Raw genomic sequence first — 24,213 nt, forward strand, 5'->3', positions numbered from 1 at the left:
GAGACCCTGGATCCGTTCACCTCAGGTCTCGCCGAAGGGGAACGAAGATGGCGAGAATCGCCGCGATGACCGCGTATGCCACGAGGATCGCAGCGCCGAGCACAGGTGAGACCATCGTCGCAGGCGTCAGCGCTGTCTGGCTCGCGATCGCGCCGGTGAGGAAGTCGAAACTCGTCAGCGATGCCGTCGCGCCGCCCGGCAGGAACGGGTAGATCGCATTGACGCCGGGAACCATCATCAGGACGTACTCGACGAACAGGAAGTAGCCGAGCACGACGCCGATCGCGACGAAGGGTGAACGCACCAACGCGCCGATCCCTACTCCAAGCAGCATGTAGGCGGCAGCGGCGAGGCTGAGCTGTATGAGTGCCGGTACCAGATTCACCACATTGACGCCCAGCGGTACACCGCGCATCCATGTTGCGACGATCAGGGCGAGGAAGGCCGACAGGGATGCGACCATTCCGTAGACAATGCCCAGCGCTGTGTACACGGCGAGCTTGGCTGTGAGTACTCGACCCCGACGAGGAACGACGAGGAACGTCGTGCCGATCGTGCGGTGTCGATACTCGTTTGTGATCGCGATGGTCCCGATCAGCGCGGGGACGAACAGAAGCACGGTTCCGATGCCGAGCACGAATCCAACGCCTTCGGGGGTGTCGATGTCCGGCATGGGAGGCTGGGCGTTCTGCGGTCCGGTGAGCGCAAGGAGAAGCGTCAATCCGCCACCACACGCGAGCGCAACCAGTGTCGACCGCAGTGCTACTCCGGTGCCGCTCAGTCGCGCGACTTCGCCATAGACGGCATTCATAGGAGGGGTTCTTTCTGCGTGAGGCGCAGGAAGGCTTCTTCGAGGGGAGCATCTTGCGCTACGAGTCGTTCGAGTGCGCCCGCCCAGACGGTGCGGCCTCGGTCGATGAGGATGACGTCGTCGATCGTGTGCTCAACCTCGTTGAGCACATGGCTGGAGAGCAGTACGGCGCCGTCAGCATCGGCGAACTCGCGCAGGAATGTGCGGAGCCAGGCGATTCCGCTTGGGTCGAGACCGTTCGACGGCTCATCGAGCACGAGGATGTCCGGGTCGCCGAGCATCGCGGTGGCCAGCGCGAGGCGCTGGCGCATCCCGGTGGAGAAGGTGCCGATCCGACGATCGGCGTACGACTGCGCCCCCACGAGGGATAACACGGTGTCGACCCGCGACCGGTCCATTCCTCCGAGTGCCGCGTACGTGTGAAGGTGAGCGCGTGCCGTCATGCGTGGATGCGCTGAGGCAATGTCCAGGACCGCGCCCACGGTCTTTGCGGGCGCAGGCAGGTGGGCATACGGAAGGCCAGCAATGTGAGCCTCACCGCTGTCGGAGCGAACTAGGCCGAGTAGTGCGCGCATGAGCGTCGATTTCCCTGCCCCATTGGGCCCGAGGAACCCGACGACGCGCCCGTACTCGACCTTCAAGGTGACATCTTCGAGCGCAACGACTGCCCCGAACCGTTTTGAGAGCGCCTCTACCTCGATCGCAGCGTTCAAGAGTGCACGTCCGATCGGAGGTCTGCCGCGATCGACTCTGCAGCATCGGTGCTCAGGAGGACCTCGTCGAACCCGACGGCGGCCCGGTCGACGGCGATCCGCAGCAGCGGGTGACCGCGCTTCATCGAGACTAGGCGCCGCACTCCCGAAGGGTGTCTGAACGTGCCCAGCTTGCGGTAGCCAGAGATGACGAGACCGGATTTCATCCCGAGGATCTCGGAAGTCCATCCCGGCTCGCTCGTTACACCACGGATCGCCGCCCTCGAAATTGACAGCTTCGGCAAGCCCGTCATCGTCGCCTCCCAGCCAGGAAACTGCACGTGCACTCCCGTTTGGTCGTACGTGATGTTCGTCATCGTTCTCTCCTGATCGCTAGAATAGAATCGTAACGAGAACATTATCATAATGATAACAGTGAGGAGTCAAGGTGCCGGACAAGACTGCTCTGGCAGAGGTCGTGCTGCACCCCGTGCGATTACGGATCATCCAGCAGCTGGGTGGTCGCAACCGCACGACGGCACAGTTGCGCGAGGCGCTCCCGGATATCCCGCAGGCCACGCTCTATCGACATGTAGCGGCCCTCCTCGATGCCGAGGTTGTCGCCGTGGTCGATGAGCGCAGATCTCGTGGCGCGATCGAGCGAACCTTGGCGCTAGGGGACCGGATGGCAGCGATTGACCACGCCGAGCTTTCTGCGATGAGCAGCGCGCAGCTAAACACAGCCTTCCTGACTTTCTTGGGAGACGTCACGGGTGACTTCGATCGTTTCCTCAGCGCGGGTTCTCCCGAAGCCCGTGAGCTGGTCGGTTTCGCGCGAACGCCCTTGTACGTGAACAGGGAGGATCTCGCCACGATCCAGTCCAACCTCGCCGAGCTACTGGCCCCTTACCTGACGGAACGGGAGGACGGTCAGCAACGCGTCAACCTCGCCACGATCCTCCTTCCGGACCCGTGAACGCGTAAAGAGAACGACGGCAACGCAAAGGAGACAAGATGCCAACGACGAAGCACATCCTTGTGTACTCGGACTCGCTGACCTGGGGCATAGTCCCGACGACTCGGCAGCGACTTCCCTTCGAAGAGCGCTGGCCCGGAGTCCTGCACGCCGCGCTCAACGCGGGAAGGGACGGTCGCATCCGGCTGACGGAGGATTGTCTCAACGGGCGTCGCACCGCCTTCGACGACCCATACAAACCTGGGCGGAACGCCCTCAGCGGCATCCAACAGGTCATAGAAGCGCAATCCCCGCTCGACCTCGTGATTCTCCTACTCGGCACGAACGACTTCCAATCCATGCACCAGCACAAACCCTGGCACTCCGCGATGGGCATCGCAGCGCTCATCAACGCGATCAGGACAGCGCCGATCGAGCCCGGGATGCCTACCCCGCCGATTCTCGTCATCGCGCCCCCGCAGCTTGACAACCCTCGAGGACCGATCGGCCCGAAGTTCGCGGGCGGGGATATCGCCGCACAGGGTCTCGCGCAGGCAATTCGACAGGTCAGCGAAGACACCGACTGCGTCTTTTTCGACTCGAACACGATCACCACCAGCAGCAAGCACGACGGCGTGCATCTCGACGCCGACCAGCACCACGCCCTGGGTGTCGCACTCGCGCCGGTCGTCGCGGACCTGATGGTAGATCGCGATGCTGGCTGAAGCTCCACAGTCAAACAATGCGGGTCTTCCGGCCCCTTCTGAGGCGATCAGAGCGTAGTTCCTTACTTTTACCTACTGGGCGCTGCCTGGTTGGTCACATGCAGGAAGACTGTCGGCTACTTTTGCTGAGATAGGACGGTGCGCTGCCCAGACCCTCTCTATATCAACTTGGCGTAGCGCATCTCGCATCGCTCGTAGCGCGTTGTCCGAGTGTCGCAACGTTTTCTGGGTACCTAGTCGAAAGAGGTGCGAAAAATGGTCGTCGTCATTGTCTAGTCCCAAGTGCCTGCGCAGAGCTGTGGCTCGGGTGCGGTTAACGTTTGATTTGTCGGCCAGGTCATATTTTCCCATGTAGAACTTTATCTCCAAGTGGACTTCACGGATGCCGGCGGCTTCGGCTTCAGGGTCATTGGTCGTGTGTAGCGCAGTGCCCTATAGGTCTTTGTGCTCGTCGAGGAAAGCGACGATCACTTCCGTAGGCGGTCGAACTCCGCCTTGCCGAAGTACGCGGTCGCTGACCGGAGGATCTCGTTCGTCTTCTTCAGCCCCCGATTCTCAGCCTCCAGTTGCCGGATCCGAGCTGTGGAGTCGATCGGCGTCGTGGGCAGATCGTCATCTTCAGCGCGCTTGACCCACGTCTGGAGAGCTTCCTTGTGGACACCGGTCTGTTCAGCGATCCGAGCGATCGCGCCGTTGCGCATCGCAGGGTCTCGGCGAGCTTCCACCGCCAACCGTGTGGTACGCGCGTGGAGCTCGGTAGGATCCTTCGGGTTCGGTAAAAGGGCCGTCCTTCCGGATATCTGTCACACCCTCAATCAAACTAAGGACGGTTCAATCTGTGGCTACTTGTTTCCCTTTGTCAAAGACATTCTTGTCTCCAGTAGCGAGCAGCGCTGCTTCGAGGAGCATTTCGAAACAATGCTTAAGATGGATCAAGACTGTGGTCACTCTTCCATTGTTTTCCAGTGCGTTGAACGCTGTGACGCCAGTGCGCAGCGAGGAGATGGCTTTCGCCCTCAGTGTGCGAACGTCGTATGACTTTCATGGCATGATTACAGGTTAAATGAGATCGGATGCACTTCCACCGCCTGTGAGCCCTGATGTTGGCAGGCAGAGGTCAGACATTGAGATCGCTGACGAGCGTGGACCTGGTCAATCCAAGCTCCCTTGACAGTAGGCGGATCCTGCTCGTCGTCGAACACTCGTAGGTGATACGACTTTACCCGAGCGACTTGACCGCAAAGCGGGCGCTCACTCCTTTACGCAATGTTGCACCGCGATAGCTCATCTTTAGGCTTTCATCCACTCTGTGGTAGGTACTGGAAGAAAATGACAACTTAGTGAGACGAAAGTGGTCTCCTCAAGTTGTCATGTCCAAGGTCACCTCGGTGAGCTTCTGACAAGAGTAACGAGATCCTACACTTTCTGCTGCTCTTCGACCGGGCCCTCGACGTTCTTCGAAGCGAGCTGATCCACCATCGGCGCAGAGTACTTGTCGCCGGCTTCATACAGGGAGTACGTCTGGGTCACATACAGGGAGTACGCCTGGGTCTCTCCGACTGCAGTCGGCATGAGGCCCATGCTGATCTCATCGCGATCTCCACCCGCGCGACAGCTATGCGGCGACAATGGGGGCATGAGCAATCACCAGATGATCGAGATCCGAGGCGCCCGCGTGCACAACCTGGCGAACATCGATGTCGACGTCCCATTGGGTCGGCTGGTCGGCATCGCCGGTGTCTCCGGTTCGGGCAAATCGTCCCTGGCCATGGGAGTCCTGTACGCGGAAGGCTCTCGACGCTACATCGAAGCGCTGTCCACGTACACACGCCGCAGGATGAGCCAAGCGCCGCGTGCCGACGTCGACCGGGTCAGTCACGTGCCTGCCGCTCTGGCTCTGCGACAGCGCCCTGGCATCCCCGGCGTCAGATCGACCTTCGGCACGTCCACCGAACTGCTCAACGTCGTCCGGCTCATGTTCTCGCGCCTGGCATCACACGTCTGCCCGAACGGCCACCGACAGGAACCGACGCTCAATGTCGCGGCAGAGGAGACCTTCGCGTGCCTGAGCTGCGGAGCGAACGTTCACGCTCCAGGAGCAGAGGAGCTGGCCTTCAATTCGGTGGGAGCCTGCCCATCATGTGAAGGGACGGGCATTGTGCGCAAGGTCGACGATGCCTCCCTGATCCGTGACGAAGACATGAGCATCGACGATGGAACGGTGATTCCGTGGCAGATGTTCGGCTTCAACGTCCAACCGCAGATCGCGCGCGAATTCGGCGTCCGCACCGACATCCCCTGGAAGGAGCTGAGCTCCGAGGAGAAGGACATCATCTTCGATGGCCCGGAAGAGAAGAAGCACATCGCCGTGACCTCGAAGAAGGGTCTGCACGAGCTCGACTTCACCTTCCGCAATGCGCGACTGACCGTGAGCGAGGAGCTCAAACGCGCGACCGATGAGAAACAACTGTCCCGGGTGAGCCGGTTCCTCACCGAACACACCTGCACCACGTGCCACGGCACCCGACTCGCACCTGAAGCGCTGCTGCCGAAGATCGGCGATCTCAATCTCGCCGATGTCACCGCCATGACCCTGAGTGAACTCGCCGATTGGGCCGAGGCGGTGGCCGACACCGTGCCGAAGACGATGCGCTCCATATCCGAGGCACTGACCAGCACGCTCGAGCACATGTCGAAGCGACTGCTCGACCTCGGCCTGAACTATCTTTCGCTCGATCGTGCCGGATCAACACTCTCCACCGGCGAGCGCCAACGTGTGCAGCTGGCTCGAGCCGTACGAAACGAGACCACCGGGGTCCTCTATGTCCTCGACGAACCCTCGATCGGCCTCCACCCATCGAACATCCGCGGACTCCAAGGGGTCATCTCCGACCTGCTCGAGGAAGGCAACTCCGTTGTCATGGTCGACCATGACCCTCTCGTGCTGCGTGAATGCGACCATCTCATCGAGATCGGTCCCGGTTCCGGCAACGACGGCGGGACGGTCGTCGCCACCGGAACGGTGGACAGCCTCGGCGACAACCCGGACTCTCTCATCGGCGGGTTCCTCACCGGAAGAGAGGACAGCCTTGTCCGCACTTCTGCGGCGCCCGATCAGGTCTTCGACAACGGGACGATCAGTCTGCGCACCTCTCCCATCCACACCGTGCATGCCCTCGACGTCACGATCCCTCGGGGACGGATCACCGCTGTCACCGGAGTGTCCGGATCCGGGAAGAGCACGCTGGTTCTCGACAGCCTCATTCCCGCACTCCGCGCACCGGATCAAGCCCGTCTGCCCTCGCACGTCACCTCGATCGAGGGTGCCGGAATCGAGAAGGCCAGCGTCGTCGACGCCACCCCGATCGGGGTCAATGTCCGCTCGACCGTCGCCACATACTCGGGCATCCTCGATGAGCTCCGGCGCGCCTACGCCAAACTCGACTCGGCGAAGGCCGTCGGCCTGAGCGCCCGGGACTTCTCCTACAACACCGGTTCTCTGCGGTGCCCACGCTGCGAGGGGACGGGAGAGATCACACTCGACGTGCAGTTCCTCCCCGACGTCGACATCGCCTGCCCCGACTGCGAGGGCCGTCGCTACGGCCCCGACGCCGAGGTTCATCGCCGTCCCGGTACTGACGGTGAGATTTCGCTGCCCGAGCTGATGGCGATGACCGTCACCGAGGCTGCCGGGCACGTTGCCGATCTGAGGAAGGTCAGCACACGGTTGCAGGCACTGCAGGAGGTGGGACTGGGATATCTCACCCTCGGCGAGGCGACTCCGGCCCTGTCCGGCGGTGAAGCGCAGCGTCTGCGTCTCGTCTCAGAACTCGATCGGACGCAGACTGGCACCCTGTTCGTGTTCGACGAGCCCACCATCGGGCTCCATCCATTGGACGTACGGCTGCTCATCGGCGTCCTGCAGCGACTCGTCGATCAGGGAGGCACCGTCGTCGTCATCGAACATGACCTCGATGTCATCGCCAACTCCGACCATGTCATCGACATGGGCCCGGGTGGCGGAGTGGACGGCGGTCGCATCGTGGTCGCCGGCGCTCCGCACCAGGTTGCCGATGACAAGGACAGCGTCACGGGACGATATCTGGCGAAGGAGTCGTCCCTTTGACCAGCATTCGACGGGTGAGCTGGCAACAGTCTCCGAGGCGAAGACCACTGCCAGCTCAGACAGCAGTCACACGGACTTCGTATCCGGGTCCGCACCCTCCAACTGACCATCCCGACTGAGCCTGCGCAGCTGGGTCACATGGCTCGGGTTGAGCTCGGCGATGTTTGATACCTGAAGGAGCTTCATCGTCCGCTCAACCTGTTCGCTGAGGATCGCGATCGTGCGATCGACGCCTTCTCTGCCACCGGCCATGAGCCCGTAGAGGTAGGCCCGGCCGATGAGTGTGAAGTTCGCACCCAAGGCCATTGCTGCGACGATGTCGGCACCATCGCGGATTCCCGTGTCGACGATGATCTCGAGGTCATTGCCGACTTCCTTCGCCACCGAGGGCAGCAGTTCGAAGGGAACCGGGGCGCGGTCGAGCTGTCGTCCGCCATGGTTCGACAGCACAATGGCGTCGACGCCGAGATCGGCAAGCTTCCTGGCATCGGCAACAGTCTGGACGCCCTTGATCGCAAGCTTGCCCGGCCACATCTCTCGGATCGTGGCCAAGTCGTCGTAATCGATCGACGGATCCATGGCCGAGTTGAGCAGCTCGCCGACAGTTCCACCAGTCTCGGACAGAGACGCGAACTGCAGCTTCTCCGTGGTCAGGAAGTCCCACCACCACCAGGGACGCGGAATCGCATTGAGAACGGTCTTCGGCGAGAGCTGCGGCGGGATGGAGAACCCGTTGCGACTGTCCCTGATCCTGGCACCGGCGATCGGAGTGTCCACGGTGAAGAACAGCGTGTCATAGCCTGCTGCAGCCGCCCGCTCGACCAGACCGTAGGAGATCTCCCGCTGGCGCATAACGTAGAGCTGGAACCAGTTGCGCCCATTCGGGTTGACCTTCTTCACGTCCTCGATCGACGTCGTACCCAAGGTGGACAGGGTGAATGGAATGCCTGCTGCACCGGCTGCAGAGGCACCGGCGGTCTCACCCTCGGTCTGCATCAGCCGAGTGAACCCCGTGGGCGCAATGCCGAAGGGCATCGCCGAACTGCCGCCAAGGATCTGTGTCGACGTATCGACATGCGAGACATCGTTGAGGATGGAGGGGTGGAACTCGATGTCCTGGAAGGCCTGCACGGAGCGCTCCATCGAGATCTCCCCCTCCGCTGCGCCGTCTGTGTAGTCGAACGCGGCTGCGGGGGTGCGCCGCTTGGCTATCTGGCGCAGATCCGCGATCGTGAACGCCGACTCAAGCCGGCGTTTCCGGGAGTCGAGCTCGAACTTCTTGAACTTCATCAGCTCGAAGATCTCGGACGGATTGGGCAGTTGTCTCTTGACCATTGGCGCAGTCTCTTTCTCTTCAGTTCGCAATCTTCAGTGTTCAGTCTTCAGTATTCAGCTTTCAGTTCGCTGGGCCTCACGCCCCGCCGGGAACCATCCAGGACAGGACGGTCGACTGCAGGCCAACGAGCAGGCACATGACGACGAGCATGCCCAGCGACCACCAGATGACGCGGCGGAAGATCGAGGCCTCCTGGCCGAGGAGGCCGACCGCCGTAGCTGCGATGGTGAGGTTCTGCGGGCTGATCATCTTGCCCACGACTCCACCGGAGCTGTTGGCAGCCACCAAGAGGACGGGATCGATTCCGGCCTTCGTCGCGGCAGTCTGCTGCAGCGTCGCGAAAAGCGCGTTGGCGCTGGTGTCAGAACCGGTCACTGCTGTGCCGAGCCAGCCGAGGATTGGTGAGAGGAAGGCGAACAGCGCCCCGGCCCCGGCGATCCAAGTGCCGATTGTGATCGTCTGTCCCGACAGATTCATGACGTAGGCCAGTGCCAGGACGAGTCCGACGGTGAGAATGGAGAATCGCATTTTGACGACATTATCGACGAAGACCTGGAACGCGTCCTTGACGGTCATCTTGTACACGATGGCGACGATCATGCCTGAGACCAGCAGCATCGTGCCCGGTGATGACAACCATTGGAAATTGTAGACCGTGCTCGTCGACAGCTCCCCCGCAGCAGTCATGATGTTCCCATCCAGCCCCGGCCAAGGAATTTTGACATCGGTGGCGGCCAGCCACTTGTCGATGACTGGGATCAGCTTGGCACCGGAGAAGATGGCGATCACGGTGAGGTAGGGGAAGAGCGCCATGAACACTCGCTGACCGGTCAGAGGTGCCGCCTTCGTGTCCAAGGAGGTCGCCACGGCTGAGGCTGCTCCACCGGCATCGGGCGCGCTGGCCTTCTCCCGACTGCGTTCGTCGGCCATCTTATCCAGGGCGTCCTGGCCGCCGACGGGCTTCCAGAACTGGAGCATGATCACGGCAGCGGCGAGGCCCAAGAGCGAGGCGATGATGTCGGTCATTTCAACCGAGAGATAGTTCGCAGAGACGAACTGCGCTGCCCCGAACACCACCCCGACGACCAGAGCAAGTGGCCAGAGCTGACGCAGACCTCGCTTGCCGTCGACGAGGAAGATGAGGAACAGCGGCACGACGGCAGCCAGCAATGGAGTCTGGTGACCGACCATGGCACCGATCTCCCTGTAGTCGATCCCGGTGAGGTTGCCGGCGGTGATGATCGGGATGGCGATCGCACCGAAGGCGACCGGAGCGGTGTTGGCCACCAACACGACGACTGCTGCTCGCATGGCGGTGAAGCCGACTGCGATGAGCATGACACCGGTGATGGCAACCGGGGCGCCGAATCCGGCAAGGGCTTCGAGCAGTCCTCCGAAGCAGAAGGCGACCAGGATCGCCTGCACGCGAGGATCATCGGAGATGACGTTGATGACCAGTCTGAGGTCTTCGAAGTGTCCTGACTTCACCGTCAGTTCGTAGAGCCAGATGGCGGTGATGACGATCCACATGATCGGAAACAGCCCGAAAGCGAATCCCTGGCTGGCCGAGAGGCCAGCCAGTCCGACCGGCATGCCGTAGACGAATATGGCAACGATCAGAGCGACGATGACTGCCGCCAGTCCTGCCCAGTGGGCCCTCCATTTCAAGAATCCGAGGGTGACGAAGATGGTCAGCAGCGGCAGCAGCGCAGCCAGCGATGACCACAGGAGGCTGTCTGCAAGTGGGGCGATTTCAGGAGTGTACATATCTTCTCCTGCACGATCGGTGCTCGACTGCAGCGTCTGCGTTTCGACGTTGAACGCGCCCGAACATGCATACTCGATGGGTTTCAGTATGTCCTTTGTGTGGTCAGACCACTAAAGTGAGTGTAGGACCGGATGTGATCCAGGTCAAGAATTCATTCCCGATGAGGCAGGGTCCTACTCGTGGGATGATGGCGAGGTGCGAAAAGCGAGTACTCATGCCCAGTGAATCAGTCACCCCAGAAGACGGCACCGCCGCAGGTCACGCCCTCAACACGCCCCAGGCGCCGGAATGGAAGCCAGTCTCCCGATCGAGCACACACGAACTCGTCATCAATGCGATCGAGGAGCAGATCACCTCCGGATCCCTCACCGTCGGCGATCCGCTGCCCTCGGAACGGGAGCTGGCTGCCAAACTTCAGGTCAGTCGCGCGGCAGTGCGTGAGGCCCTGCGCGTCATGGAGTCCCTCGGCGTCGTCGTGTCGAACGTCGGCTCCGGCAAGTCCGCGGGCACCTTCATCGCCTCCATGCCCAAGGAGGCCCTGACTCGGTTCCTGCGCCTGCATGTGGCTCTGGCGAACTTCAGCATCGAGGAAGCCATCGAGACTCGCATCCAGCTGGAGCGCTCGAGCACCGCACTGGCAACAGGCCGGGTCCACGACGACGCATTGGCTGGCATGAACGCTTCGCTGGCGATCATGGACACCCCCGGCGTGAGTCTCGAGACCTTCAACGATGCCGACACCGCATTCCACGTCGCCATCGCCCGCGCCACGGAGAATCAGCTGCTCTCCGATCTCACCGAGGCCATCCGCGGATCCCTGCGCCGCCCCATCCTCATCGCATTTCACAAGGTCGATGATCCACGTGCCCTGATGGCGCAGCTGCAGGAGGAGCATCACGCCATCATGCGGGCCATTGTCGACCGCGACACCGACCACGCAGTGCAGCTGACCGAAGATCATATCCGCTCGGCCGCCGCAGCCCTGCCGCACATGACCCAGAAGCCTGCGCCACTCAGGTGAATGCCAGAGGTGGGATCGAGCTCAACAACTCGACCCCACCATCACTGCTCCTGCGCCGAGGCGGTTCCCCGACGATCTTTCTCAGCCGGTCACACCGGTGACTTCGTTGCTGGCGTGCGGCAGTTCGGCGCTTTTCTCCACCTCACCGGTGGCCAGATCCACGATGTGGAGTTGGCTCTTGTCCGGTTCGGAGACATAGGCCTTCTCCCCCTGCACGTAGAGCGTCGGCCGGGGCTGCTGCCAGTCGACGGGTTCCTCCCATGCTTCGGTGACCGGGTGCGAGTCGGTGATCTTGCCGGACTCCGGGTCGATGACGTTGAGCTTGCCGTCGGTGCCGAGCACAAGTGCTTCACCTTCGGGTCCGCGGGCCAGAGAACGGAAGCTGTACGAGGAGTCGAGGTCGACGAGCTTCATCTTCCCGGTCTCGGTGTTCGTCAGTGTGACCTTCTCCGGGCGTTCGAGTTCGGCATCCTCGTCGACCTTGTAGTCGCCGAGCACGACCGGCGAGTCATCGGATCCTGCCTGATTGCCGATCCGACCATAGCCGTCCGGGGAGTCGACCTTCGTGAACGTCCCGTCCTTGTAGTAGAGGATTCCATCCTCACAGCCGACGGCGATCGCCTCGTCCTGGGCAGCGGCCTCCCCGTGGACGCCCGGGCAGTCCTCGTTGCGGGCGATCTCCTTGCCGTCGGCATCAACGACCTTCGCTCCCGAGCGCTCCTCTTCATTGCCGATGGTGTGCAGCACGTTGCCGTTCTCCAACTGCACCGCCACACCGTGGTGTGCTTCCTCTGCCTCTTTGACTTCGGGTTCGGGTGCACCATCGTGGAAAGCCTCGGTGTCGAAGATCTGCATACGCCCGTCGCCGTCGCCGAAGAGCACAGTCGAACCGCCGTGGCGCACGACGTGACCTGGGGTATCGGTTTCGTAGACCTTGTCGGTCAGTTGCGGTGAACCGGCAAAGCTGTGGGTATGGTCACCATGCTCTTCGGTCCAGACACCGGCGTCGAAGAGCTGGAATCCGTTCGCCACCGACACCATCGCATGTCGACCGTCGCCGACCGGATTCACTCGGTTGAAGCCCTTGAGCTTCGTATCGTCGATAACCTCGAGCGTCTTCGCGTCCAGAGTGAGGATGCCACCGTCGTAGGTGGTGATCAGCCGTGGCTGCGTCTCCTCAACCTGCTCGGCGTCCGAGGGCTCCGCAGTGTCTGTCTGCTCGCGGCTGTCGGGGTCGGCCTCCGCACCGGTGGTGGCGCACCCGCTCAGCAGGAGGGCGGTGACGGCTGCGCTGGCAGCCAGTGGTGCGATCAGGGTTCGTTGTGTTCTCATTCTTCTCTCTTCCCTATTTCCATGATGGTCTGTTCGTGACCTGTGGTGCTGCGAGGCCGTGTGCCTCGCTGAGAACCGCTCGTCAGCGGGGCACGAGTCCGTCTGCAATGGCCTGCGCGTTGGCTCGCTGCATGTCGATGTAGGTTCCGGCCTCCCCGTCGGCTTCGGTCAGCGATTCCGAGAACAGCGGTGTCACTTCGACATCGAGGTCGACTTCCTCAGACAGGGCCTCGGCGAGCTTCTGCGGCTGCGAAGAATCCGCGAAGATTGTGGGCACCCCCGCGTCCTCGACCGTGCGGGCAAGCTCCTCGAGATCGGCCGCCGAGGGTGATGCCAGTGTGGTTCCGCTCGGAAGCACCGCCCCGATGACCTCGAAGTCGAAGCGGTTCGCGAAATAGCCGAACACGTGATGGTTCGTCACGAGCTTCCGATTCTGGGCAGGGATCGTCTCGGCGATCTCTTCGATTTCGGCATCGAGGTCGTGAAGCTGCCCTCGATACGAGGCCGCGGACTGTTCGATGGCCTTGGCGAGGTCATCGCCGACCTCCTCCCCCAACGCCGTGGTGATGACATCGACGGCGGCAACCATCCGCGCGGGATCGGTCCAGAAGTGTGGGTCAGGCGCCCCCGCACTGCCGCCCGAGGTGTACTCAAGGGGATCGATGTGCTCACCGACCTCGAGCACGCGCACCCCTTCGCTGCGCGCGTTGTCGAGGTTCGCCGACAGCCCCTCTTCAAGCCCCAATCCGTTGCCGATGATGAGATCGGCGTCCTCCATTGTTCCGGCTTCCTTCGCCGAGATGCCGAAGGAATGGGGATCGGAGTTCGGCTTCATCAGCACCGTGACCGCTGCGTGGTCTCCGACGAGGCTGTGTACGACATCGCCGAGGATGTTCGTCGTCACCACGATCGACGGCTCATCGCCTCCTTCCGCGCAGGCGGTCAGAGACCCGAGCGTGGCCAGCGTGAGCGCCACCGCTGTGAGGTGGCGCCGTCGTGTGCCCATCACCGCCCCGTCACAGCCAGGCTTGCGGGTGCCCCGCCGAGGTCGAAGCTGCGCGCCTCACGCAGCCCATCGGCCGGGTCGAGTTCAAGTACTGCTCCCGACGCAGGGTCGCTGACATAGGTGCGTTCGCTGTCCACAGCCACCGAAGGACCGGCTCCGTGACCCTGGCTCTCGGCGTCGAAGGGTGCGATGAGCTTCTTCTTCGTCAGCACCTTCCCGGTCTCCGGGTTCAGCGAATAGACGGTCCCGTCTTCGTCCAGGGCCACGACCGCGGAATCGTCGGGAGCGATGCCGGCGGAGACCACCGTGGCCTCGGTGTCGGCGAACGTCCACTCATCCGTCGTCGCATCGAGGATCCCGATGCCACCATCGTCGAAGGCGGTCGCAGCGAGGTCCCGACCGACCTCGACAGACCACGCGCGCTCATCGGTGCCCTCGGGGTAGGGCAGCACCTCGGCGCCGAAGTCCTCGTTGACCCTGATCACGCCCTCGGCGCAGGCGAAGACCAGCCCATCACGAGTGACGCCGGTGCCGTGGATCTCCTCGCATCTCGCATCGATCGGAGAGGCCTTGCCCTTCTCGTCGTACACGGTCAGCTCGGAGGGCAGATCCTCGGCCTTGTCTCCTGGAAGTGTGGACACGAAGTGGTCTTCGAAGGGGATCGTCACTCCGTGGTGGGCACCCGGTTTCACGGTGCCGAGCTGGTTGAGTTCGCCGTCGCCAAGTACGCTCCGGTCATAGATCTTCGCCCGGCCTTCGCCGTCGAAGAAGAAGGCCACCTCTGTCGGCGTCGAGACGACGTGCGCGGGGTCTGCCCCGTCGATCTGACCGATGGTCTTCGGCTCGGCCTTGTAATAGTGCCGGTGGTCGCCGTGGTCGACCGTCCATGCCCCCGTGTCGACGGCTGTGACCGTTCCGGCTTCACCATCGCCGAGGTAGAGATATCGGGAATCTGCCCCCGACAAGGTTGTCGACGGTGAGCCTTCGACCTTCTCCACGACGTCCTCGGTGAGCAGGTCGAGGACCGAGACTGCACCGGTCTTCGCATCGCTGACGGCCAGACGCAGCTGCGGCTCATCGGCCTCCTCCGCGCCTTCGACATATCCGTGGGGAGCCGTCGACTGGCTGGGACTGCTGGCCCCGTTCGCCGATTGCTGTGCCTGGCACCCGGTGAGGGCGAGCAGTGCGATCAGTGCCGCGCTCGGCGCGGCGAATCCTGTTGTCCTCGTCATGAGATCTTTCTATTGATAATGGTTCTCATTGTGATGAGAGTATCGTAGCGCACTTCTCACCCTCCTCGCGACGAGCACCACGAAGAAGACGAGGACGGTGAGCAGCGCAATGGTCGCACCGGCAGATGTCTGGGCATACCAGCTCACAAGCAGCCCCAGGAAGCACGCGATCGCACCGATCGCCGAGGCGGCCGCCATGATCACTCCGACGCGGTCGAAGAGAAGGCAGGCCGTAGCCGGGGGCCCGATAAGGAGCCCGAAGACGAGGAGAGTGCCGACGACCTGGAACGATGCGACGACCGCCAGAGCCGTGAGCAGGAGCATCGCAATATGGGTCCAGCCGGGCCGCATGCCCAGAGTTGCCGCCTTGCGCTCATCGAAGGCGAGCGCAAGAAATGGTCGATGCAGGAGTGCGCAGGCCAGCACGCCCAGGCAGACCGCGACGGCGAGGATGATCAGGTCCTGACCGCGGACACCGAGCACGTCGCCGAACAGGAAGCCCGTGAGGTCGACGGCGAAGGATTGGGAATGGGACACAATGACCACGCCGACGGCCAGCATTCCGACAAAGAGCAGTCCGATGCCGACATCCTGGGACAGCTTCGACTCGCGAGACACCCAGGTGATCCCGGCCGCCATCACCAGGGCACTGGCCGCTGCGCCGATCATGAGGTGACCACCGAGGAGCGCCGCGATTGCAACCCCCGGCAGCATCCCGTGCGACATCGCGTCCCCGAAGAAGGCGAGGCCGCGCAGGACGACCCAGGTGCCGATGCATCCGCACAGCACGGCGGCGAGTACACCGGCAATGAGGGCGCGGAGGACGAAGGACACCTCGAAGGGCGCGAATAGGAATTCCATTCGATGATGATAACCATTATTGTTAGGGCGTGGACAATCCGATCACCCTCACCAACCTCAGCGCTCACTATGGTGCCCATCTCGCGCTCGACCAGATCACCCTGGCCGCACCCCAGGGCCGAATCACGGCGCTCGTCGGCGCCAACGGCTCAGGCAAGTCAACGGTGCTCATGGCACTGGCAGGACTGCTCAGGCCGACACACGGATCGATCTCCGGCCTGCCCTCTACTGTGGCTTTCGTGCCACAGCGCAGTTCTGCTCCGGACCATCTTCCGATCACCGTCAGACAGGTCGTGGCCATGGGCAGATGGAGCACACAGGGCCTCTTCGCCCGCCTCGGCAGCGATGATCAGCAGATCGTCGACGACTGTCTCGCCCAGCTGCGAATCGACGACCTCGCCTCGCGTCGCCTCGGTTCACTGTCCGGGGGTCAGCGTCAGCGTGCCCTGGTGGCGCAAGGTCTGGCACAACGCGCTGACCTGCTGCTCCTCGACGAACCTCTGGCCGGAATCGATGCTCGAGCGACCGAGGACATCACCTTGGCCATCGACTCCGAGCGCAGCCGCGGCGCCACGATCGTCATGGCTACGCATGAGCGCACCCAGGCGTCTCGGGCCGACCACGTCGTCCATCTGCGCCAGGGTGCGCTCGCGTTTGGGTGAGCCTTCACCAGAACTCGATCACCAGAACTCCCGCTCCGATGAACCGTCGCCGCACGGAATCTCACCCATCTACGGGACGGGCGGCAACCTCGGCGGTCTCTTCGTCGATTCTGTGCTGATCGGCCTCATGCTTGGCCGCAGCCTTCGCCTCTTTGTGCTCCGCCCGGCGCTCCTTGCGCCGTTCGACGAGGAGGTAGAGGGCAGGCACGAGGATCAGGGTCAGCACGGTCGAGGAGGTCAAGCCGCCGATGACGACGATCGCCAGAGGCTGGGAGATGAAGACTCCCCCGCCGGTGAGTCCCAATGACATGGGCACGAGCGCGAAGACCGTGGCAGCGGCAGTCATCAGGATCGGGCGCAGTCGCAGTCGGGTGCCGTGGATGATCGCATCCCACAGCCCCATTCCGTGCTCGCGAAGCTTGTTGACGAGGTCGATGAGCACGATCGCGTTGGTCACCACGATGCCGATGAGCATGAGGAGGCCGATGAGCGAGGGGATGCCCAGCGGTGTGCCGGTCAGCAGCAACAGCAGCACGGCACCGGTCGCGGCGAAGGGAATCGACACGAGCAGTATCAGCGGCTGGACGAAGCTGCGGAAGGTCGCGATCATGACGAGGAAGACCAGCGCGATCGCCACGAGCATGGCCCATCCGAGCTGGGCGAAGGAGTCAGCCTGCTCCTGGCTCGCCCCTCCGACGTCGAAGCTCACTCCATCGGGCAGATCCATGCTCGAGGTCAGTTCCTGTGCCTGGGTGGAGACCGGGTTGAGCTGCCCTTCGGCAGGGGTGGCGAACACTGTGACCTGACGGTTTCCGTCCTCCCGGGTGACGGTGGCTGGGGTTTCGGTCTCGTCGACGCTGGCGATCTCATCGACCGTGATCGGGTCGCCCTTGATGTCGGGGATCGCCGCCTGCTCGTCGGCGAGGTCCTGCTCCTCGGCCTGGCTCTCCTCCTGCTCGCGCTGGCTGTCGACGAGGTCGTCGATCGCGTCGTTGGCCTCGTTCAGGCCCTTCTCTGCTTGTTCGACGCCTTCTTCGGCCTGTTCCACCTGGTCGGCGGCCATGTCGCCGGGGCTCGGAGCCGGCGGTGGATTCCGGGCATCGCGCAGAGCCTTCCGGGCTTCCTCGAGCTGATCGGCGGCGTTGTCGCGGGCCTCCCGCGCCGAGTCAAGCTGATCGGCTGCTTCCTCTTCGGCCTTGGCCTTGGCTTCCTCGGCTCTGCGGTCGGTCTTCTCTTCGACTGCGTCGGTCGCGTCTTCCTGGGCGTTCTGCGTCTGCACCTCGGTGACCGGAAGCTCCAAAGCTCGGATCTCGTCTGGAGTCGCATCAGGGTGGGTTGGGGCGAGGAAGATATCTCGCTCCTTGCCCTCCAGCGTCAGAGTTCCGGCTTCACTTCCGTGCAGGGCTGCCGCAATGGCCTGTCCCACCTCGGCCTGGCTGTAGCCGTAGTCCGCGGCCTTCTCCCGGTTCACATCGACGTGGATGATCGGCTGATCGGAGGCGAGGTCATTGCGGGCGTTCGTCACACCCTCGGTCTCACTCATCTTCTTCGTCACGGAATCGGCGGCCTCGCTCAGCGCTGACAGATCAGAGCCGGAGAGTTTGATCTCCACGTCCTCGTTCGCACTGCCTGAGGCGTCTTGGAGATCGATCTCGCCGACGTCGTCGCCGAGTCCGTCGATCTGGTTCGACAGCCGGTTCGTTGCGACCTCGGCTTCGGAATCGTCCTTCAGGGTGATGTTGAAGGAGTTCTCTGAACCGGTTTCGGGTCCGTTGACGGTCGTCGAGTAGGTATCGACGTCCGGGTCGGAAGCGAGGACGTCTTCGATCTTCTTTGCCGCCTCATCACTGGCCTCGAGCGAGGCTCCGGCTGGCAGGGTCTGCGCGATGTAGAGAGAGTTCTGCCCTGCGGCCCCGAGGAGGTCGGTCTTGAGGAAGCTGGCCATCATCATCGTCACGGCGAAGATCGCCACAGAGATGACGATCGTGCGCCATGGGTGTCGAAGTGCGGCCAGGATAGCAGGCAGGCTTCGCTGCTGCAGACGGTCGACCCTGTCCGAGGCCTCGCCGTCGCCGGGCATCGGCGTCACCGGAGCATCGGCAGTCGCCGCCGGGAGCAGCGTCTTGCCCTTGGCGTCGCGTTTGGCATTCTTCCTGTCGATCTTCGACTGTCGTCTCTCCGCGCGCTTGATGCCCTTCTCACGATGCTTCCGGGCCCACGCCTCATAGCGTGCGTCGGTGGCAGCCTGGCGCTTCGGCGACAGGGGCTTCGGGCTCTTCCGCAGGACCCAGTAGCTGAAGACCGGAACGATCGTCAGCGCGACAAGGAGCGAACCGAGCAGAGCCAGTGTCACGGTCACGGAGAACGGTCGGAACAGCTGCCCGGCGATGCCGTCGACGAAGGCGATGGGCAGGAACACGGCCACAGTGGTCAGGGTCGAGGCCGTGATGGCGCCGGCCACCTGTTTGACGGAGGCGACGATGTCATCGATCGTGAGGTCGCTTGTACCCTGCCGTCTGCGGATGTTCTCGATGACGACGATGGAGTCGTCGACGACACGGCCGACGGCGATGGTCAGGGCTCCCAGGGTCAAGATGTTCAAGGTGTATTCGCCGACCATGAGACCGATCATCGCGATCAGCAGCGACATCGGGATCGAGATCGCGGCGACCACGGTGGACCGGAAGGAGCCGAGGAAGGCCAGGATCACGAGGATCGCGAAGAACAGTCCCAACCCGCCTTCGACCGACAGGTCATGGATCGACTTCTCGATCTCGGGAGCCTGGTCGAAGATCGTGGAGAAGGAAATGTCGCCGCCGAGTTCGGGCCCCATCCTCTCGAGGACCTCATTGACTCCGTGGGAGACCTCAACGACATTGTCGTCCTGGCCCTTGGTCACCGACACCGTCACGGCATCCTTGCCATCGGCACGCGAGTACGAGGTCTTATCCACGGAATCGAGCTCCACATCGGCGACCTCGCCGAGCAGGACCGTGCCGTCAGCCGTGCGCAGCGGGGTCTTCTCGATCTGGTCGACCGCGTCGAGTTCATCGCCGACCTCGACCGATAGGGACTTGTTCCCGTCTGCACTCTGCCCGGCGGGAACAACTGTCCCTGCCGCGGTGAGCTCATCGGGCACCGAGGTGGTGACGACGTTCTTCTCGTTGACGTCGTCGGGACGGAAGCTGATGTTGACTCGCTGCTCGTTCTGCCCGGCCACGTCGACGCTGGAGACGCCCGCGACGCCTTGGAGCTCGGGGACGAGTTCAGTCTCAACGAGGTCGCCGAGCTTCTGCGAGTCGTCTCCCCCGGAGACGGCGAACATGACCACCGGGACGTCGTCGATCTGCTGGGAGAGCACCTCTGCCTCGGCGCCGTCGGGAAGGTCTGCCTTCGCGGAGTCGACGGCGGAGCGCACAGAGTCCGTCATCTCCTCGGCATCCTTGCCGAAGGGCCAGGTGACGTTGGCCGACATCGATCCCGCCGAGGAGGTTGTGCTCACCGTCTCGAGATCGCCGACCCCTTCGAGCGCGGTTTCGATCGGTTTGGTCACCGATTCCTCGACGACCTCGGGTGAGGCTCCCGGAACCGTGACCTGCACCGAGGTGCCGGGCAGCTCAACCGAGGGCATCGTCTCCTGGTTGAGCGAGGTGGTCGCAATGACGCCGAATACGGCGATCACAAGGGTGAGCAGGCCGACGATGAGGCGGTTCTTCAGACTCATCCTGGTGATCAGGGACACGGGTTCCTCCGGGTTTTGGGCATGCGGGAGCTGCGGATGGTTGATCGGGTGTTTTTGTGGAGCGGTGTCGACGGGGATGGTCCGGGCGAGGGTGGAACGAGTTCAGTCTTTCAGGCGGGGCCAGTCGACGCGTCCCCCGAAAGTTGTCTTCTTCCTCCCCCAAAAGGCTGAGTGAGGCATGGGAGATCGGTCATGATTCGATCATATGAGCGCTGTCGTCTGCGGGCGCGGGTGTTTTCCTCCGTCTTGGATTCCGGAAACACCACAATCGTGAATGTGACGGGCTTCGGCTCAGAAACGCGCCTCACTGCTCTCAGCTGTGCAGGCGTACGTAGTGGCGGAGTCGCTCCACTCCGTTCGCGCCTCCGCCACTGGCCAACGCGGCCTTCAGCTTCTCCCGGACTGCTGCTTCGTCGAAGGACTCGCCGATGACGACCAGCACGCTGTCCCAGCGCTCCTCCTGCGGTGCCATCGTCGATCGCGGCGCGGCTTCTGATTGCGGTGCGGCCACCGACTGCGGCGCAACCGCCGACACATAGACGTTCGGGCCTACCGCCTGGAGCCCATAGCGCCTGCTTCCGGCTCTGTCGTCGATAAGAATCGAGCCCTTCACCCGGTAGACCCCGGCAGGCAGGTCCTCAAGGAAGTCCAGCACGGCACCAGCATCAGCAGACCCGCTGCCGGTGATCGTCACCGACTGTGAGTGGTGGTGGACGGGGGCGTTCTCACCTTCGCCGCCGAGGCCCTCCTGAGCGGCCTCGGCGTAGGCCTGTCGGATGAGTTCCCGGATCGGAAGTTCCGCTTGGACGGGGTCTGCGCTTGCGCCTGCATCCCCGGTCGAACTGTCACCCGACTGTGTTCCGTCGCCGCCTCGTTCGTCCCCTGAGCCAGGGTCGAAGATCAGCGCCGGGTCGAGACGGCCGTGGCTGGTGCCGACGACGAGGAGTCTCGGATTACGTTGATGGACCCGTTCCCGGATCGCAGCGACAGCCGTGTCCCGGTCCGCGGCGGGGAGCTGATCGAGCTTGTTGACAAGCACCAGGGTCGTCGCCGCGTAGCGCATCGGCGGTGCGGTTTCGGTGTCGACTGTGGCGGCATGCATGGTGGCGTCGACGACGTCGATGACCCCGCCGAGGTGGAAGCGGTGGTGGCCCATGCGGGTGACCATCCGTGCCAGTGTCAGGGGTTCGGCGAAACCGCTGGCTTCGACGATGATGGCGTCGAGACGCAGCCGAGGTTTCGCCAGAGCGGTGAGTGCGTCTTCGAGTGAAGTGTCATCATCAAGACAGCAGATGCATCCGCCCGAGATGGAGAAGGGCTCATCGACCTGACCGACGACAAGGCCCGCGTCGATGTTGAGGTCGCCGAAGTCATTGACGACGACCCCGATGCGCGCATCGGGATGGCGCAGCAGGTGATTGAGCAGACTGGTCTTACCTGCCCCCAGGTAGCCAGTCAGGAGGATCACCGGGACGGCTCCTGCGGACTGCTTCCTGTTCACATCTCCTCCACATCTGCCCTTGGAACGCTCATCATCCGCTAATGGTAACGTTTTTCATTAATACCGGAACATATCAACGTATGCGCATATGCTCACAGGATCACCTGCGCTGCACAGTCGGAGGCACAAGGACATGACGGCTGAAGAACCCAAGAAGACCCGCAGCACGGCCCAGAAGGCCGTGATCCGCTCAGCACTCGAGAGCGAGAAGCGCTTCGTCTCCGCCCAACAGCTCCATCGGACGCTTGAGGATCAGGGGCACACAGTGGGGCTGGCCACCGTCTACCGACAGCTCAACTCCCTGAGCGATTCCGGGCACGCCGACTCCATCACCATTGCCGAGAAGCAGCTGTTCCGCGCCTGCGCACAGGACGAGCATCACCACCACCTGGTGTGCGAGAACTGCGGCAAGGCCGTTGAGGTGGAACCACCCAGCGAGGACTGGATCACCACCACCGCCAGAGTTCATGGATTCGAAGTCACCCGACACATGTTCGAGATCTTCGGACTCTGCGCTGAGTGTGCCGCATCTGCCCAGAGCAGATAGCGACCCCGTAGAATCACATCGTCGCCGTGCTCCAGTCCGGGAATCGGTCTGGGAAGCCCGCCCAGACTATCGGCCCGGCCGCCAACTCCGCATCACTGAGGGCAGCATTGTCGAGGACCCGTCGCAGCAAGGGTTCATCGATCCCGATACCGATAAACGCCACGTCCTGACCAAATGCCAGGACCTCGCCATCGGCACCGAGCCTGCCATCGAGCGCCAGGGGTGAGAGCGTGAAGAACCCTCCCACCTGGTCCCATTGGCCGGTGATGTGCGGTCGGGTAGCCAAACGGGCGAAACCGGCCGAACGCAGAATCCGACCGCAATGCCCCTGGAAGAGGCACGAGGTCAGTGCCTGGTGAAGTCGTCCGGGATGGAACGGCCGCAGCTGCTCGTATCGGCACGCCACGACCCCACGCGAATGGAACTTCGGCCTGAATTCTCCATTGAGGATCGAGACCCAGCCCGCATCCGGCACCCGCTTCGCAAATGGCCGCCGCCCCTCGCCATGGACGTGGTCGGAATCGGCAATGAGGCACTGGTCAGCACTCGGAGCCAGATGGCTGAGCAGCGCGGCAGCCTGCTCGAGTTCCGCGGACTCCAGCACCCCTGAATTGACGATCGCGATCGTTGAAGAGAACTCGATCTGACTCACGAGCAGCTCCGCCCTCGCAGCGAGGATACCGCCCTCGCCCTCGCCGCCCATGGCCGGTAAGCCGACATAGTCCGGGGACCCTATTTCGACGAGCATGTGCCCGACATCGAGTACGCAGACAAGGTCGATGAGGCGCGTGTCCGCACCGGCTGCATTGAGTGATCCCACGATCTCCATCACTGGCGTCTCGAAGGGATACTCCAGCACGATGCCTTGTACCTGAGATGCTCTGCGGAGGAGGTCGACCGCGCGGTCCACCACTTCGACACCCTCGGCGGTCTGTTCCGCGGGAACGAGGACGAATCCGCGCACCGCAGCCAGACGCCTGGCGTAGCTGCGCCGCTCCTCCACGCACATGCCCGTCACGGCGATCACATCGACGTCGGCCTCAATCTTCGGCATTGGCTTCCTTCCCTCGAAGAACCTAGTATTAACGTTAATAATACTCGTTCTCAATAAGGAGTTCAGCAATGAAGGTCAGGAATTCTCTGCGTTCGCTTAAGAATCAGCCGGGGGCGCAGGTCGTTCGCAGGCGTGGCCGCGTCTTCGTCATCAACAAGAAGAACCCCCGCTTCAAGGCCCGTCAGGGCTGATCGGGTCGCACGCCCCCGTCGAACCGGGCGTGGATGCGCTCGAGGTCGGCGGCCGTGTCGAAGTCGGCCACGACGCTCGGTTCTACGTCGACGAGGGTCGGTTCGAGGCCGGCGAACAGGAGCCTCACCGCACCATCGACGGGGTCCGGGATGGATTCCACTCGCGCGAGCAGCAGGGCCGTGGGCCAGGCGGCGCACAGGAACTGTGTCTTTCCGCGATCGTCCGTGCCCGTGGCCGGAAGCCCAGCCCGTCGGCAGGCAGCCATCAGCTCGCCGAGGTGGCCCGCCGTGATCAGCGGCATGTCCCCTGCCAGCACCAAGGTCACATCCGCGGACTCACCAGCGCCGGTTGCGCTCTCACTCGCCCGAACTGCGGAACACGCCGCTGCGATCCCGGCCAAGGGACCGGCGAAGACCGGTTCCTCACGAATCGCATGCACGGATTCCGTCTCCGCCTGTGACAGCCCGTCGGTCGGCCCGGCCACCCACACCTCGGCGAGGGGGTCGACGGTGCGAACGGTGCCCAGGATTCGAGAGATCACCGTGACACCGCCCAACTCGACTGCGGGCTTGTGGACGCCGCCGAAGCGGTTCGAGCGGCCTCCGCTGAGTATGATCGCCCTGATCGACATGCCCCGATCCTACGCGCGA

22 protein-coding genes and 2 pseudogenes are annotated in these 24,213 nt (G+C 63.1%); 7 read left to right on the plus strand and 17 right to left on the minus strand.

The features are described 5' to 3' along the window. Positions 1–16 precede the first annotated feature (16 nt). From JTF07_RS05860 to JTF07_RS05870, 3 genes are read right to left on the minus strand one after another with little or no spacing between them, the layout of a single operon-like run. Complete coding sequence (locus tag JTF07_RS05860) at positions 17–811, minus strand: ABC-2 transporter permease (protein ID WP_204233302.1); 795 nt, start codon at positions 809–811, stop codon at positions 17–19. Further along, complete coding sequence (locus JTF07_RS05865; protein ID WP_204233303.1) at positions 808–1,524, minus strand: ABC transporter ATP-binding protein; 717 nt, start codon at positions 1,522–1,524, stop codon at positions 808–810. Before JTF07_RS05865 ends, JTF07_RS05860 begins: the two co-directional genes overlap by 4 nt. After that, positions 1,521–1,880: a hypothetical protein gene (locus JTF07_RS05870; RefSeq protein WP_204233304.1), complete on the minus strand. Its 360-nt coding sequence runs from the start codon at positions 1,878–1,880 to the stop codon at positions 1,521–1,523. Before JTF07_RS05870 ends, JTF07_RS05865 begins: the two co-directional genes overlap by 4 nt. Before the next feature lie 71 nt (positions 1,881–1,951). Here JTF07_RS05870 and JTF07_RS05875 point away from each other — a divergent pair, with 71 nt between their 5' ends. Together JTF07_RS05875 and JTF07_RS05880 are read left to right on the plus strand one after the other, a co-directional pair. Then, positions 1,952–2,479: a helix-turn-helix domain-containing protein gene (locus JTF07_RS05875; protein WP_204233305.1), complete on the plus strand. Its 528-nt coding sequence runs from the start codon at positions 1,952–1,954 to the stop codon at positions 2,477–2,479. Positions 2,480–2,517: 38 nt separating this feature from the next. Then, positions 2,518–3,183, plus strand: a complete 666-nt coding sequence (locus JTF07_RS05880; RefSeq protein ID WP_139467925.1) for an SGNH/GDSL hydrolase family protein — start codon at positions 2,518–2,520, stop codon at positions 3,181–3,183. Positions 3,184–3,255: 72 nt separating this feature from the next. Here JTF07_RS05880 and JTF07_RS21030 read toward each other — a convergent pair whose 3' ends face one another. The 4 genes and pseudogenes from JTF07_RS21030 to JTF07_RS05890 form a co-directional block, all read right to left on the minus strand. Next, the gene (locus JTF07_RS21030) at positions 3,256–3,534 is read right to left on the minus strand and encodes a DUF8610 domain-containing protein (RefSeq protein ID WP_502710959.1); all 279 of its coding nucleotides are present in this window, start codon (positions 3,532–3,534) and stop codon (positions 3,256–3,258) included. 87 nt (positions 3,535–3,621) lie between these two features. Continuing rightward, positions 3,622–3,764, minus strand: a pseudogene (locus JTF07_RS20295) (IS3 family transposase); the annotation flags it as partial. Between the two features lie 9 nt (positions 3,765–3,773). Further along, positions 3,774–3,884, minus strand: a pseudogene (locus JTF07_RS20300) (hypothetical protein); the annotation flags it as partial. A gap of 715 nt (positions 3,885–4,599) precedes the next feature. After that, positions 4,600–4,755, minus strand: coding sequence for a hypothetical protein (locus JTF07_RS05890; RefSeq protein WP_204233307.1), 156 nt, complete (start codon positions 4,753–4,755; stop codon positions 4,600–4,602). Positions 4,756–4,819: 64 nt separating this feature from the next. Here JTF07_RS05890 and JTF07_RS05895 point away from each other — a divergent pair, with 64 nt between their 5' ends. Next, a complete protein-coding gene (locus JTF07_RS05895; RefSeq protein WP_204233308.1) occupies positions 4,820–7,309 on the plus strand; it encodes an excinuclease ABC subunit UvrA in 2,490 nt (829 codons plus the stop codon). A 66-nt stretch (positions 7,310–7,375) separates the two neighbouring features. Here JTF07_RS05895 and JTF07_RS05900 read toward each other — a convergent pair whose 3' ends face one another. Continuing rightward, on the minus strand, positions 7,376–8,644 hold the full coding sequence (locus JTF07_RS05900) for an alpha-hydroxy acid oxidase (RefSeq protein WP_204233309.1): 1,269 nt from the start codon (positions 8,642–8,644) through the stop codon (positions 7,376–7,378). A 76-nt stretch (positions 8,645–8,720) separates the two neighbouring features. Further along, positions 8,721–10,412: an L-lactate permease gene (locus JTF07_RS05905; RefSeq protein ID WP_204233310.1), complete on the minus strand. Its 1,692-nt coding sequence runs from the start codon at positions 10,410–10,412 to the stop codon at positions 8,721–8,723. A gap of 215 nt (positions 10,413–10,627) precedes the next feature. On the opposite strand from JTF07_RS05905, the gene JTF07_RS05910 reads away from it, so the two are divergent. After that, positions 10,628–11,434 carry a FadR/GntR family transcriptional regulator gene (locus JTF07_RS05910; protein ID WP_204233311.1) on the plus strand — a complete coding sequence of 269 codons (807 nt, stop codon included), beginning with the start codon at positions 10,628–10,630 and terminating at the stop codon, positions 11,432–11,434. A gap of 81 nt (positions 11,435–11,515) precedes the next feature. Here the strand turns inward: JTF07_RS05910 and aztD are convergent, their stop codons facing one another. From aztD to aztB, 4 genes are all read right to left on the minus strand, one after another. After that, complete coding sequence (aztD, locus tag JTF07_RS05915; RefSeq protein WP_204233312.1) at positions 11,516–12,766, minus strand: zinc metallochaperone AztD; 1,251 nt, start codon at positions 12,764–12,766, stop codon at positions 11,516–11,518. 82 nt (positions 12,767–12,848) lie between these two features. Continuing rightward, positions 12,849–13,772 (minus strand): zinc ABC transporter substrate-binding protein AztC, encoded by a 924-nt coding sequence (gene aztC, locus JTF07_RS05920; RefSeq protein WP_204233313.1) that lies wholly within the window; start codon positions 13,770–13,772, stop codon positions 12,849–12,851. After that, the gene (locus JTF07_RS05925; RefSeq protein WP_204233314.1) at positions 13,772–15,004 is read right to left on the minus strand and encodes an outer membrane protein assembly factor BamB family protein; all 1,233 of its coding nucleotides are present in this window, start codon (positions 15,002–15,004) and stop codon (positions 13,772–13,774) included. Before JTF07_RS05925 ends, aztC begins: the two co-directional genes overlap by 1 nt. A 9-nt stretch (positions 15,005–15,013) precedes the next feature. Next, entirely contained in the window at positions 15,014–15,865 is an 852-nt protein-coding gene (gene aztB, locus JTF07_RS05930; protein ID WP_204233315.1) for a zinc ABC transporter permease AztB, read from the minus strand. 29 nt (positions 15,866–15,894) lie between these two features. On the opposite strand from aztB, the gene aztA reads away from it, so the two are divergent. Then, on the plus strand, positions 15,895–16,527 hold the full coding sequence (aztA, locus tag JTF07_RS05935) for a zinc ABC transporter ATP-binding protein AztA (protein WP_204233316.1): 633 nt from the start codon (positions 15,895–15,897) through the stop codon (positions 16,525–16,527). Positions 16,528–16,588: 61 nt separating this feature from the next. Here the strand turns inward: aztA and JTF07_RS05940 are convergent, their stop codons facing one another. Next, positions 16,589–20,269: an efflux RND transporter permease subunit gene (locus JTF07_RS05940; protein ID WP_353843886.1), complete on the minus strand. Its 3,681-nt coding sequence runs from the start codon at positions 20,267–20,269 to the stop codon at positions 16,589–16,591. Between the two features lie 313 nt (positions 20,270–20,582). Continuing rightward, positions 20,583–21,770, minus strand: coding sequence for a CobW family GTP-binding protein (locus tag JTF07_RS05945; RefSeq protein WP_204233317.1), 1,188 nt, complete (start codon positions 21,768–21,770; stop codon positions 20,583–20,585). A gap of 133 nt (positions 21,771–21,903) precedes the next feature. Here JTF07_RS05945 and JTF07_RS05950 point away from each other — a divergent pair, with 133 nt between their 5' ends. Continuing rightward, complete coding sequence (locus JTF07_RS05950) at positions 21,904–22,317, plus strand: Fur family transcriptional regulator (RefSeq protein ID WP_252199324.1); 414 nt, start codon at positions 21,904–21,906, stop codon at positions 22,315–22,317. A gap of 13 nt (positions 22,318–22,330) precedes the next feature. On the opposite strand, the gene JTF07_RS05955 is transcribed toward JTF07_RS05950, so the two are convergent. Then, on the minus strand, positions 22,331–23,371 hold the full coding sequence (locus JTF07_RS05955; RefSeq protein ID WP_204233319.1) for a GTP-binding protein: 1,041 nt from the start codon (positions 23,369–23,371) through the stop codon (positions 22,331–22,333). Between the two features lie 68 nt (positions 23,372–23,439). Here JTF07_RS05955 and ykgO point away from each other — a divergent pair, with 68 nt between their 5' ends. Then, a complete protein-coding gene (ykgO, locus tag JTF07_RS05960) occupies positions 23,440–23,562 on the plus strand; it encodes a type B 50S ribosomal protein L36 (RefSeq protein ID WP_009884304.1) in 123 nt (40 codons plus the stop codon). Here ykgO and JTF07_RS05965 read toward each other — a convergent pair. Continuing rightward, positions 23,553–24,194: a molybdenum cofactor guanylyltransferase gene (locus JTF07_RS05965; RefSeq protein WP_143920853.1), complete on the minus strand. Its 642-nt coding sequence runs from the start codon at positions 24,192–24,194 to the stop codon at positions 23,553–23,555. The genes ykgO and JTF07_RS05965 overlap by 10 nt on opposite strands. Positions 24,195–24,213: the final 19 nt, after the last annotated feature.

It is taken from the genome of Brevibacterium sp. RIT 803, from assembly GCF_016892625.1.
In the GTDB taxonomy this organism is placed as follows: Bacteria; Actinomycetota; Actinomycetes; order Actinomycetales; family Brevibacteriaceae; genus Brevibacterium.